This window comes from Bacillus haimaensis, assembly GCF_048270625.1.
Taxonomy (GTDB): Bacteria; Bacillota; Bacilli; order Bacillales; family Bacillaceae_I; genus Sutcliffiella_A; species Sutcliffiella_A haimaensis.
Genome location: NZ_CP158164.1, coordinates 1,368,545 through 1,381,035, shown reverse-complemented (window position 1 = coordinate 1,381,035; position 12,491 = coordinate 1,368,545). Strand labels below are relative to the sequence as shown.

The following is a 12,491-nucleotide window of genomic DNA, read 5'->3' as shown; positions in this document are numbered from 1 at the left end:
AGGAATTATTCGCCAATTAAGAGAAGATTTTCTGTTAGTAGATTAACATATGAAAATGCACTACGCAAGGGATTTCCATTACAAAAATCAAAAAACAGCTCCCCATTTGTGTAACGTACCACCATTGGGGAGCTGTTAAACCTATTCGACATATTTTTTATAGGATAATCGCGATTAAACCACCGGATCCTTCGTTGATGATTCGCTCGAGCGTTTCTTTCAGCTTATATCTCGCATTTTCAGGCATCAAGGAGATTTTCGCATGGATCCCTTCGCGAACAATGGAGCTAAGGGAACGGCCGAAGATGTCTGAATTCCAGATGGAAAGCGGATCATCCTCAAAGTCCTGCATGAGGTAGCGCACCAGCTCCTCACTTTGTTTTTCCGTACCGATGATTGGTGCAAACTCAGACTCCACATCCACCTTGATCATATGAATGGAAGGGGCTACCGCCTTGAGTCTCACTCCAAAACGCGAACCTTGACGGATTATTTCCGGCTCCTCGAGGCTCATATCGCTCAAGGCAGGAGAGGCAATACCATAGCCGGTCTGCTTTACCATCCTCAAAGCGTCAGAAACTTGATCATACTCCGCCTTTGCATAGGCAAAATCCTGCATCAATTGCAGAAGGTGATCCTTCCCTCTGATCTCGACACCTACTACTTCTTTTAAAATATGGTCATACAGGTCATCTGGAGCATAAAGGTCAATCTCGGCGATCCCCTGCCCCATTTCGATTCCCGCAAGCCCGGCACGATCAATGAACTCATACTCGCTGAATTGGCCTACAACCCGGTCAACGTCACGGAGGCGTTTAATATCCTTGACTGTATCCTTAACAGCCTCCTGGTAGCTTTCACGCAGCCAGTGGTTCTCTTTCAGCACCATCACCCAGCTTGGAAGATTGACGTTCACTTCCAGTACCGGGAACTCAAATAGTGCTTCCCTTAATACATTGAAGACATCAGACTCCCGCATACTCTCCACACTCATGGCGATGACAGGGATATCATACTTCTCACAAAGTTCTCTTTTTAATGCTTCCGTTTCTGGATGATGCGGCTGCACTGTATTGATAACCATGATGAAAGGCTTACCAACTTCCTTCAGCTCTTCCACCACACGCTCCTCCGCTTCGATATAATCTCTGCGTGGAATTTCACCGATGCTACCATCCGTTGCAATGACAACACCGATTGTGGAATGCTCCTGAATTACCTTTCTCGTGCCGATCTCGGCCGCTTCATGGAAAGGAATCGGCTCCTCATACCATGGGGTATTAATCATTCTTGGCCCATTTTCATCTTCATACCCTTTTGCACCAGGTACCGTATATCCGACACAATCAACCAGGCGAATATTCACATCAAGGCCTTCATCCACCCTCACCTTTACCGCCTGGTTAGGTACGAACTTCGGCTCTGTTGTCATGATTGTTTTTCCTGCTGCACTTTGCGGAAGCTCATCTTGTGCCCGAGCTTTATCCGACTCATTACCGATATTCGGCAGAACCACTAACTCCATGAACCTTTTGATGAACGTTGATTTCCCTGTACGAACAGCGCCTACGACCCCTAAATATATATCGCCGCCAGTCCGTTCAGCGATATCTTTGAAAATATCTACTTTTTCCAAGTGATTCCCTCCCGACATTTATCTTGGGATATTCATTTTCTAGTAAGAATAGAATCTATGACACTATATGTGTATGATGTTGTCCTAATTAAATATGACTACTTTTAGAAAATTAAATCCCTCTCACCTTTATTTTTATTAAAAAATTGTCAGCATCATCAGCAATGGGCCTTGTGCTTGGAAAAACAAAAAACCCTTCTTTAGAATGTATTCTCTAAAAAAGGGTTCATGACTAATTATTATCGGAATTTGCAATCACTGGCTCTTTATTTTCGTCCAATGTATAAGGTAATGAGAATGCAGGGACAAATACCGAGTTGTCTACCAATATCTCCCTGATATCCTCGCCCTCTTTGACATGATGCTCATGCTTTTGCATGAAATCATACAGATCCATGGAGTAATCTACTTTGATTTCTCCATTTTCGTCTAAAATGAAGGGAAGATTTTTCCCGGAATATGGACTTTCGGCATGCGGCTCCTCAGAGTATCCCAGCTTGTCCCAATCCACACGGAATGCTTTGTCGTTGATTACTTCCTTAACCGGCGCGTAACCGCCATTTGAGCTTTTATATACGGAAATACGCATATTCAGATCACGGATCTGCTCGGATATTCTAAGGTCTATCAGCTTTACAGTCGGGTTCTCCTCGACATCGACCAATACGTAGAGGTACACCCCTCCGGCTTCATACGCTGTTCCGGGTGGATCCTGCATATACTTTGGTGACAGTTTGTTGAAATCTATCGGATACTTCTGATAGATCGGCGTTTCCATATCCCTGTCCTTTATCGGAAGCAGCCCACCGCTTGCCTCGCGATATTGATTGACCGCAGATTGAACGGCTGCAAGCTGATCCTCATAGGGAACCTGATTTTGCGTCAAACGGTCCTGGGGATACAAACAACCGGTCAGCAGCATCATCATCGCTGCCATTCCTACTAGGAGGAGGAACTTATTTAACGGCATAAATTTTTCCACCTTTATCACTATTTTATAGAACTTGTGCATTTAGGCACTTTCAGGTACTGGCCCACTGAACACAACATAAAAGATGATAAGTCCAGCAACTATGATCAATAGAAAAGCAATTGTATTCAAAATAATCCGGATTACATTATTTTTAACTTTAAATCTAGTGAAGTATACAGTCAGTACGGATATGACCATAAAGCCCATCGCAACAAACGAAATCCACATTTTCATCAATGCAGGTGACATTCTCATCTCTCCTTTTCCGTCAAACATTATAGCATAATATAAACATGAAAAAAACTCCAATTGCAGTCCCATGCCTGCTTGTCCAAGCAAACGGGTCACAAAACGGACAAAAATGCGGACAAAAAAAGCTGAAGTAAAAGGGGCTGTTTTACTTCAGCAAGCATGTAATAGACTAAATAATCCAATCCCACAGCTCAACCAGTGATATCCTCATTCACATCATATGCTGCGCCATGCATACATGCATCGCCAAATGCCTATTTATCGCAAATAAAGCATGTAAAAATTATGGATTAGTATGGATTAACGAAAGCACCCTCCCATCAATTCTTCTTTATACATTATGCAGGGAGCCCAATTGGGTGTTCATATTCAAAAAAAATTCTTTCAGAACAATCGTACAAAAAAAGCTCCTCTTCCTTAAGAAGAGAAGCGATCCCCAAGCAATTGGGCCAGATCATCAAGCTCGGTGGTTTTGTTGCGGCTCATCAGTTCATCCACTGCATCTTTCGGATCCACACCATCGAATAGCACGTGGTAAAGAGCGGAAGTGAGCGGCATTTTCACCTGCAGCTTCTGGGACAGCTGGTAGGCCGCTTTCGTCGTACGGACACCCTCGACTACCATTCCCATGTTTTCGAGAACTTCATCGAGCTTCATGCCTTTACCAAGCATATTTCCTGCACGCCAGTTTCTGCTATGCACACTTGTACATGTTACAATCAAATCTCCCATTCCGGTCAGCCCGAGGAAGGTTAAAGGATTTGCACCCAAACAGCTTCCCAGACGGGCGATTTCCGCGAGCCCCCTTGTAATAAGGGCGGCTTTCGCGTTATCGCCATATCCGAGACCATCGGTAATACCTGCTGCCAGGGCGATAATGTTCTTCAGAGATCCGCCTATCTCCACACCGACCACATCCGTGTTGGTATAAACACGGAAATGTTGGTTGATGAATAGGTCCTGCACCTTTTCCGCCGCTTTCAAGTTGGAGGACGCAGCTGTAACAGTAGTAGGCTGCCTTAAGCTTACCTCTTCTGCATGACTAGGGCCGGATAGTACCACAACCGCTTCCCTCACTTTTTCAGGAAGCTCTTCCTCAATGACCTCAGAGACACGAAGATGCGTATCAGGTTCAATCCCTTTACTCACATGCACAAACAGATGAGGAGTGTCCAGGTACTGCTTGACCTGCTGACATACCTCTCTCATCGCTTTAGTAGGGACTGCCAACACAATGGCATCAACACCTGATACAGCTTGCTCCATCGAGGTGTAACCGACAATCCCCTCTGATAGAGTAATGTTTTTCAAATATTTATTGTTAGTGTGAGTGGTATTGATCTCATCAATCTGCTCTTTTTTATGACCCCAAAGACGTACTTCGTGATCATTGTCTGCCAACACCATCGCCAGGGCGGTGCCCCAGCTTCCGGCACCAAGAACTGCTACCTTTTTCACGAACTCACTCCCTCTCCATTACTTACGTGGACGTGCAATAAGTTTAATAGGGGTTCCTTCAAATCCGAACGCATCTCGGATACGGTTTTCCAAGAAACGCTTGTATGAGAAATGCATCAATTCCGGATCATTTACAAAGATGACAAATGTCGGCGGTTTGATAGCCACTTGAGTCGCATAGTAGATTTTCAATCTTTGCCCTTTATCTGTAGGTGTAGGATTCATCGCAACTGCATCCATGATGACATCGTTCAGGACAGTTGTCACAACACGCATTGCATGGTTCTCACTTGCCAGATCAATTTTAGGAATCAACGTATGCACACGCTTCTTCGTTTTCGCAGATAGGAAAACAATTGGAGCATAGTCCAAGAATAAGAAATGATCTCTAATTTTCTGCTCAAATTCCTTCATGGTCTTATCGTCTTTTTCCACAGCGTCCCACTTGTTCACTACAATCACGATCGCACGACCTGCTTCATGGGCATAGCCTGCGATTTTCTTATCCTGCTCGATGATTCCTTCTTCACCGTCTATTACGACTAGAACAACGTCGGAGCGTTCAATTGCACGCAATGCACGTAATACACTATACTTTTCGGTAGTCTCGTACACTTTCCCTTTTTTCCTCATACCAGCAGTATCAATGATTACGTATTCCTTGCCGTCATACTTGTATGGTGTATCAATGGCATCACGGGTAGTACCGGCAATATCACTGACAATAACCCGTTCTTCGCCTAAAAGGGCGTTCACAAGAGAAGACTTCCCGACATTCGGACGCCCGATAAGAGAGAACTTGATGGTATCATCATCATATTCCTCCTCCTGCTTGTTAGGGAAATTGGCAATAACCAGATCCAATAGATCTCCAAGTCCCAATCCATGGGAACCTGAAATTGGAATCGGCTCTCCAAAGCCTAATGCGTAAAAGTCATATAATGTATCTCTCATATCCGGATTATCCACTTTATTTACCGCTACAACGACCGGCTTTTTGGAACGGTAGAGGATTTTTGCCACCTCTTCATCCGCTGTGGTCAAACCTTCGCGTCCATTTGTCATGAAAATGATGACATCCGCCTCATCAATGGCGATTTCAGCCTGTTCACGAATTTGCGTCATAAATGGCGCATCACTGATTTCTATTCCACCAGTATCAATTAGATTAAAATATTGGTTTAACCATTCTCCTGAGCTATAGATTCGGTCTCTAGTTACTCCAGGAATATCTTCTACAATGGAAATTCTTTCTCCTACAATACGATTAAATATGGTCGACTTCCCGACATTCGGTCTTCCGACAATCGCAACGGTTGGTTTTGGCATCTTGACCACCCTCCCAATTTTCTAAATATTTATGTAAAAATTCTCTATCAAGTTGATGAAGAAACTCTACTTTTCGCTTTTCCCATATCCTCTAGTCTTTACCTATTGTGAAAAAGATAAGACAAAAAGGTTAAACATTAATAAAATAAACCCTCCAAAAGCCGGAAGGGTCTAACTAGAATAGTTTAACATTATTGATTCCAATAAGGAAGTCTGACTTTTTCCACACCTAACTAGCAGGAAATCTAATGCTTCACAATGATATATAGCTCCTCACCCAATCCATGAGCGATTCCATCCAGGATTGCTTCAAGGTTTGCAGCAACAAATTCCATTTCCTCCTTCGTATCACATGTGAATACAGGAGCGCCACCTGCTATTTTAGACGAGTTTGTGGTAATGACTGCTAAAATATATTTTTTCATTTCCATGTTATTTTACCTTCTCTTTGATTTTTTCCGCTGGCATCCTAATTGCGTTCTCTAAGGTAGGAACCTGCCCCAATATCGAAAGAGCAATTTCAAGATCCTGTTCCTGAGGCAGCACAAAAACCCCTACTCGTCCGTCATTGAGATCCCTTTTGGCGAGCGGGACCAAAGCCGGAGTTCCGGAATCACGGTAGACTCCGAGAGCGGTCGACATATCATGAAGAATTGCCTGCCTTTGTCCAAGATTGGCAATGGTACTTCTTGCATTAAAATTTTTGGGTGTCAGAATAAAACCCATTCCATATTGCAGGACTTCCTTCTGCCTATCCGGCAAACCTATATTCATGATATATATGTTGTCCACATAGAGCCCGGCATCCTTGAAATGCGGTTTAACGTATTCAATTTCTACGATGTCCTTGATCTGCCCCCCTGTCATCAGTCGATGGGAAATGAGCATCGCAGAAATACCCACTACAAGCCCCACCCAGAAGTTTCCTACAAGATAAGCTAATGTAGCCAAAAAAGAAGTGATGATCACCAGATAATTTCGTCCTTCAAAAGCGATGGCAATACCCTCTATGTATGTACTGCCTCTTGGTACAAGCTCATAGCCATCCAGTTCCGTCAGCGTGTTTCTTTCCATATTACGTACATCACGAAACTGGGATGCTGCAAGAGCGAGGAACGTGATGGCGGCAAATTCCTCTTCCATAATAGCAGGAACTGCAATCGTACCAAGACCCGCCGCTATAAAAGCAAGCGACAGGTGAATAACCTTTCCATGCAAGTAAGTCGGATACTGCCTATAATCCGTTTTTAGCATGTATATCCTTGTTGCGAGCCCTATTATAACCCCAAAAAGTATAGGGTAAGTGTATTCATTCATCCTTGTTTCTCCTTTACACGCTTTTGTATGAAGCCATCCAAATAAACGGTGACGGTTTCAAAAAATACCCAGACAGATAACCCTGAAGCCGTTAAAGACAAAACGTCCAGGAATTCAAAGGATCCTATGATGGAATAACGAAAGACGGAGTGTAGCACAAATATACTGAGAAGTTCCCCCATCAACAGCCCCGTCAAAAGAAAAACATACCTCTCGCTTTTTGATTTGAAAAGCAATAATCCCAAATACAAGAGAATGATGGAAAGCATCCAAGTCCTATTGAATATAATCCAAACCGGATCATAAATCTCAAACAGTTTAAAGCACACATAGGCAAGTGCAACTGTACATATGGAAAAATAATGAAGCAAAAAATGCTTCTTCAGTACATTGACAAGCAGAATGATTGCCGTAATCGCAAGAACGATAAAAGAAATGCTTACTTGAAAATCTACAATCGGAATAAATGTATTAGACCCGATAATCATCAATAATAGAAGTGCAGACAAAATAAATCTTTGTTGACTCCTCGCAAAAAAGAAGGTCACAATGATCCAGCCGACCCAAGATAGAAAATAAAAATATAACCCTTCCACTACCATGCCATTTCCCTCCCATCACACCATACATTATGGGTAAAAAAACAGAAAACTAGTCACGGTTCTTCGTATCTTTTTTAAAAAGAAGCAAACAATAAGTCAGACAATCAATTTTCTTTGAGGTGATAGGAATGGGTAAGGATAGACAGGAGAAGAAATTGAAGGCGCAGAAGCGAACAGAATCAGACCGTGATCAGTCGTTGAAATTTCCCGGTGCAACAAGGCTTGAAGGTCCGGAAGAGGCAAGAGAGCGAAATAGATAAGTAATTAAAAAAGCAGTGGTTCCCCAAAACGGGACCACTGCTTTTTACTCTGTAGCTATATTGGTAAAATAAGGCGTATACATTAAACACCCTGTTGATTTCCGTTCCAGGCATTCGCTTATCCAGGAAGGCCTCGGGAGCCTCCTCGGCGCTACTGCGCCTGCGGGGTCTCCCTAGACACGCTGCTCCCGCAGGACAAGGAAGGCTGCGGCAGCGATACATCGCACGAAGAAAATGCTCGCATTTTCGAGGAGTCTCATGCCTTGCACTCCAATCAACAGGGGAGAGTCTAATCAATATTGCAATAAACATTAATAAATGAAATATCCGAACTATCAATCATATATATTAATTTCACCAAAGCGTCGAAAATGATATAAAAAGCTCTGCTTATTAGCAAATAAGTATTGTTACCCCTTTAGTTGATTGTTGCCGGATATTCTTGACTCTTGCGGGAAAATAGAGGGAAGTCGGAGGCCATACAGACGAATCCGATATGGCTCCCACCATACCCGGCGGATCTTGTGGCTCTCGCTGCAATCAACAGGCATAAATTGATCTGTATATCTTTTAAATAAGCTAAGTTAAAGAAGAATGTTGATAATTTACGATTGCTAGCTGGTGATTGGAGCAAAAGGCGTAGACTCCTAGGGGAGGAAGCGGTAGGCTGGAGACCCCGCAGGGCAAAGCCCGAGGAGGCTCCAGCACCGCCCCTTGGGTCGCTGTGCCTTTTGTGGAAATCAACAGCGGTGTTTAACATAGCCTAAAAATAAAGCAACGAGAAAAGGATTTACCGGTTACTGTATCTACTCGTATCCACGCCGCGCTGGGTCAACCAATGGTAGGTTTCTCCGCGTAGAACCAATGGTACGCGTTGCAGATCTTCAATAGTAGAAGCCCCGACAGCAGTCATGAGCATTTTAAGATCTTCATGCACATTAGCAATCAATCGACATAAGGCTTCCTGTCCCTCATCCAAGTAGACACGAAGGAAATACCCTGCAATCCCGACAGCTGATGCCCCGAGTGCAATAGCTTTTGCGATATCAAGGGCACTTTGTATACCACCAGATCCTATGATTGTTGCTTCCGGCACAAAGTGACTCACTTCAGCAATGGAGGAGGTCGTGGAAATTCCCCAGTCATCAAAGAAGGTAAGTCGATTTTCCCGACGTTCGTTCTCTATTCTGGAGAAATTAGTTCCCCCGAAGCCGCCGACATCAATAATGGATACTCCTGCACCCGAAAGCTTACGAGCTGTTTCTCTGCTCATGCCAAAACCTGTTTCTTTCACAATGATTGGCACATCAATCGAAGAAGCAATTTTCTCCATTCTTTTGAGGGCACCAGTAAAGTCTCGATCCCCTTCTGGCATTACAAGCTCCTGAATCACATTCAAATGGATCTGAAGGGCATCAGCAGCAAGCATGTCTACGGCTTGTTTCGCCTGCTCAACTGACGCTTCACTTCCTAGGTTTGCAAAGATGATTCCGTCTGGATTTTCTTTACGTACTATTTCATACGTTACCCTTTCATTCATGTCCTTAATTGCAGACATTTGCGAACCGACTGCCAAAGCAAGCTTGCATTCCCTTGCCACAGCAGCAAGTCCTTTGTTGATTTCCAGGGTCTCTGCCCCGCCTCCTCCAGTCATTGCATTGATAAAAATAGGCGAACTTAAAGCAAGTTCGCCTATTTTTGTATTCAATTGAACAGATGAAACACTGGAGTTCGGCAAGCTTTGATGAACAAACATAACATCCTCAAAACCATGTTGTCTTAGTTGACCTGTTGATAAAGCATGCTTGATATGGTCCATTTTCCTTTTTGCTCTGCTCACCGTTATCACCTATAAAATTATTTTTTAAGTTTTTTCAATTTGTCGCCAATCAAATCCCCAAGCTGGAAACCGCCGGATTCGTCGGAATGGCTATATTGGCTGTAGTCCTCTTCCTGTTCAGGCTCTTCCAATTCTCGGATGCTTAAGGAAATGCGTTGTTCGTTGACATTGATGTCCAATACCTTTACCTGGACCTTTTCCCCTTCGGAAAGAACTTCATGTGGAGTTCCGATATGCTTGTTGGAGATTTGAGAAATATGAACCAGCCCTTCCACACCTGGAAGAACTTCAACGAATGCTCCGAATGAAACAAGGCGTTTTACAACACCTTCTGTAACGCTGCCTGTTGAAAGCTTGTCAGTAACCTGACTCCAAGGTCCAGGTAGTGTTTCTTTAATGGAAAGGGAGATTCTTTCATTGTCACGATCGACAGAAAGTACCTTCACCTGCACCTTTTGCCCTTCTGTAACCACCTCGGAAGGCTTTGTTACATGCTCATAGGAAAGCTGGGAAATATGAACCAGTCCGTCCACTCCACCGATATCAACAAATGCACCGAAATCGGTAATGCGTTGTACAGTACCTTCAAGCACTTGGCCAGTCTCAATGGAATCGAGCACTTGATGCTTTTTATTTTTCATTTCTTCCTCCACAACAGCTCTATGGGAAAGAATTACACGATTTTTTTCTTTTTCCAATTCAACCACTTTGAATGTCAATGTTTTCCCTTTATAATCAGAGAAATCTTCAACAAAATGATTTTCTACCAAGGAAGCAGGCACAAAGCCGCGAACACCAAGGTCCACTACCAAGCCGCCTTTTACAACGTCTTTGATTTCCGCTTCAAATACCTCTTTGGATTCAAATTTCTTTTGTAGATCTTCCCAAGCCAAATCTGCGTCTACCGCTTTTTTGGATAGGACCAAAAGTTCATCCTCCACTTTTGTCACTTTCAGCTGAAGCTCTTGCCCTTCTGCCACAACATCTGTAGCCTTTTCTACATGAAGGCTTGACAGCTCACTGATAGGAATGATTCCATCCAGCTTGCTTCCTTCTATAGAAACCAGAACCTGCTTTTCTTCCACCTTAGTAACAGTTCCAGTCACTTTGGTACCAACCTCTAAATTTTTCACTTCTACTTGATTCATGTCTTCTACCATATTATTACCTCCTCTATACAAACCAACTATTCCATTATTTATGTAAGTAACGGTAGCCGTTACGTATATATGAATAGCAGTCGGACAAACGTCCAAGCACTATCATATGCACTTAAACAAAGTTGCATGTTTCGTGTAATAATTCATAAATGGATAATATTCCATCTATTGTTAAACAGACAGAGTGAAGCTTTGATGAAAAAAATAGCTATTTTTATGCAAAATTCATCAAATATTTTAACTTCTTTCTATTAACTTCTAATAAATAGGACATTTTGTCAAGTCAAAACTCTTAAACTATTTATTTTTTTCTAAAAGATCCTTGATGGAATTCATGATGATAAGGGTAGCTTCTTCCGCGGAGACTTTCTCCTTGCGATATTCTGTAAAATCAATCGGCTTGCCATAAACAACCTTTAATGGCTGAAACGCCTTGTACGGTCCGATGATGGCACAGGGTACAACCACAGCCTCACTTCTTAATGCAAAAAATCCGGCACCGGCCAATCCCTTCTGCAGTTCACCTGTCTTGCTCCTGGTTCCTTCAGGAAAAAGCCCTAGAAGATGCCCTTCCTTTAAAACCTTTATTGCAGTTCGTAGTGCTTCGCGATCACTCATTCCCCTTTTTACTGGAAATGCGTGCAATTTTGGTAAAAGGGTCTTTAGAATCGGTACGCGGAAAACTTCTTCCTTCGCCATGAAATGAACGGTTCTAGGGGAAGTTATACCTACTACCGGAGGATCAAGATTATCAATATGGTTGGAACATAGCAGAACCGGTCCTTCTTTCGGAATATTCTCTCCGCCTACCACTTTTATACGATACAAAGGTTTTAAAACAACACTTACGATAAATTTAGCAAATGAGTACCATGTCATGCTTTGTTGATCCTTTCCGTATCTTTGACAATCTTCATAATCTTTTCCACAACTTGTTCGATGGATAGGTATGTTGTATCTATTTCTTTTGCATCATCCGCTTTGACAAGTGGAGCAAACTCTCTTTCTGAATCGAGTTTATCACGTCGTGCTATCTCTTCTTTCAGCTTTTCCAAATCGGATTCAAAACCTTTTGCCAAGTTCTCTGCGTGTCTTCTTTTTGCACGCTCATCCACAGATGCCAACAGGAATACTTTGACTTCTGCATGAGGTAAAACATGTGTACCGATGTCTCGTCCATCCATTACTACTCCGCCTCTTTTGGCAAGGATGCGCTGACGTTCCACCATCTCTTCTCTGACAGCTTTATGCTTGGCGACAATGGATACGGAGTTAGTCACATTGTGTGTCCGTATATCCTCCGTTACATTTTCGTTATTAATGAATACATGCTGCTCATGTTTGGCAGCCGCACGCAGATCGATATCCATCTTTCCCACTAAGCTTTGCAGCGCTTCTTCATCCTCAAGATCAATATCATGGCGAATAGCCTGATAAGTAACTGCACGGTACATTGCACCTGTATCAATATAGATGTAACCCAATTTGTCCGCTACGATTTTTGCCACAGTACTCTTCCCCGCTGCGGCCGGCCCGTCGATTGCTACTGATAAATGATGATTGTTCATAATTCCTCCTGATAACGAACAAAATTTTGAAGAATATTCGTTCGTATGTACTGATCTTTTTCTGCCTAACAATGAAAAAAGCAGGTCTCCCCCTGC

13 protein-coding genes are annotated in these 12,491 nt (G+C 43.0%); 1 reads left to right on the top strand and 12 read right to left on the bottom strand.

What is annotated here, in order from left to right:
- Window positions 1–157 precede the first annotated feature (157 nt).
- From spoIVA to ABN702_RS06940, 8 genes are all read right to left on the bottom strand, one after another.
- Window positions 158–1,636, bottom strand: coding sequence for a stage IV sporulation protein A (gene spoIVA, locus ABN702_RS06975; RefSeq protein ID WP_417900003.1), 1,479 nt, complete (start codon window positions 1,634–1,636; stop codon window positions 158–160).
- 232 nt (window positions 1,637–1,868) lie between these two features.
- On the bottom strand, window positions 1,869–2,606 hold the full coding sequence (locus ABN702_RS06970) for a hypothetical protein (protein WP_417900002.1): 738 nt from the start codon (window positions 2,604–2,606) through the stop codon (window positions 1,869–1,871).
- A gap of 42 nt (window positions 2,607–2,648) precedes the next feature.
- Complete coding sequence (locus tag ABN702_RS06965; protein WP_386638840.1) at window positions 2,649–2,858, bottom strand: DUF2768 domain-containing protein; 210 nt, start codon at window positions 2,856–2,858, stop codon at window positions 2,649–2,651.
- A 420-nt stretch (window positions 2,859–3,278) separates the two neighbouring features.
- Window positions 3,279–4,319 (bottom strand): NAD(P)H-dependent glycerol-3-phosphate dehydrogenase, encoded by a 1,041-nt coding sequence (locus tag ABN702_RS06960; protein ID WP_417900001.1) that lies wholly within the window; start codon window positions 4,317–4,319, stop codon window positions 3,279–3,281.
- A gap of 18 nt (window positions 4,320–4,337) precedes the next feature.
- Window positions 4,338–5,648 carry a ribosome biogenesis GTPase Der gene (gene der, locus ABN702_RS06955; RefSeq protein ID WP_417900000.1) on the bottom strand — a complete coding sequence of 437 codons (1,311 nt, stop codon included), beginning with the start codon at window positions 5,646–5,648 and terminating at the stop codon, window positions 4,338–4,340.
- Window positions 5,649–5,893: 245 nt separating this feature from the next.
- Complete coding sequence (locus tag ABN702_RS06950; protein WP_417899999.1) at window positions 5,894–6,079, bottom strand: capping complex subunit for YIEGIA; 186 nt, start codon at window positions 6,077–6,079, stop codon at window positions 5,894–5,896.
- A 1-nt stretch (window position 6,080) separates the two neighbouring features.
- Window positions 6,081–6,965, bottom strand: a complete 885-nt coding sequence (locus tag ABN702_RS06945) for a YIEGIA family protein (RefSeq protein ID WP_417899998.1) — start codon at window positions 6,963–6,965, stop codon at window positions 6,081–6,083.
- Window positions 6,962–7,567, bottom strand: coding sequence for a hypothetical protein (locus tag ABN702_RS06940; RefSeq protein WP_417899997.1), 606 nt, complete (start codon window positions 7,565–7,567; stop codon window positions 6,962–6,964). The genes ABN702_RS06945 and ABN702_RS06940 overlap by 4 nt, the downstream gene beginning before the upstream one ends.
- A 128-nt stretch (window positions 7,568–7,695) precedes the next feature.
- Between ABN702_RS06940 and ABN702_RS06935 the strand changes: the two genes are divergently transcribed.
- Complete coding sequence (locus ABN702_RS06935; RefSeq protein WP_417899996.1) at window positions 7,696–7,827, top strand: YpzI family protein; 132 nt, start codon at window positions 7,696–7,698, stop codon at window positions 7,825–7,827.
- A 790-nt stretch (window positions 7,828–8,617) separates the two neighbouring features.
- Here the strand turns inward: ABN702_RS06935 and fni are convergent.
- From fni to cmk, 4 genes are all read right to left on the bottom strand, one after another.
- Window positions 8,618–9,667 carry a type 2 isopentenyl-diphosphate Delta-isomerase gene (fni, locus tag ABN702_RS06930; protein ID WP_417899995.1) on the bottom strand — a complete coding sequence of 350 codons (1,050 nt, stop codon included), beginning with the start codon at window positions 9,665–9,667 and terminating at the stop codon, window positions 8,618–8,620.
- A 17-nt stretch (window positions 9,668–9,684) separates the two neighbouring features.
- On the bottom strand, window positions 9,685–10,827 hold the full coding sequence (gene rpsA, locus ABN702_RS06925; protein ID WP_417899994.1) for a 30S ribosomal protein S1: 1,143 nt from the start codon (window positions 10,825–10,827) through the stop codon (window positions 9,685–9,687).
- Window positions 10,828–11,124: 297 nt separating this feature from the next.
- Window positions 11,125–11,706, bottom strand: a complete 582-nt coding sequence (locus ABN702_RS06920; RefSeq protein WP_417899993.1) for a lysophospholipid acyltransferase family protein — start codon at window positions 11,704–11,706, stop codon at window positions 11,125–11,127.
- Window positions 11,703–12,395, bottom strand: coding sequence for a (d)CMP kinase (gene cmk / locus ABN702_RS06915; RefSeq protein WP_417899992.1), 693 nt, complete (start codon window positions 12,393–12,395; stop codon window positions 11,703–11,705). The genes ABN702_RS06920 and cmk overlap by 4 nt, the downstream gene beginning before the upstream one ends.
- Between the last annotated feature and the right edge of the window lie 96 nt (window positions 12,396–12,491).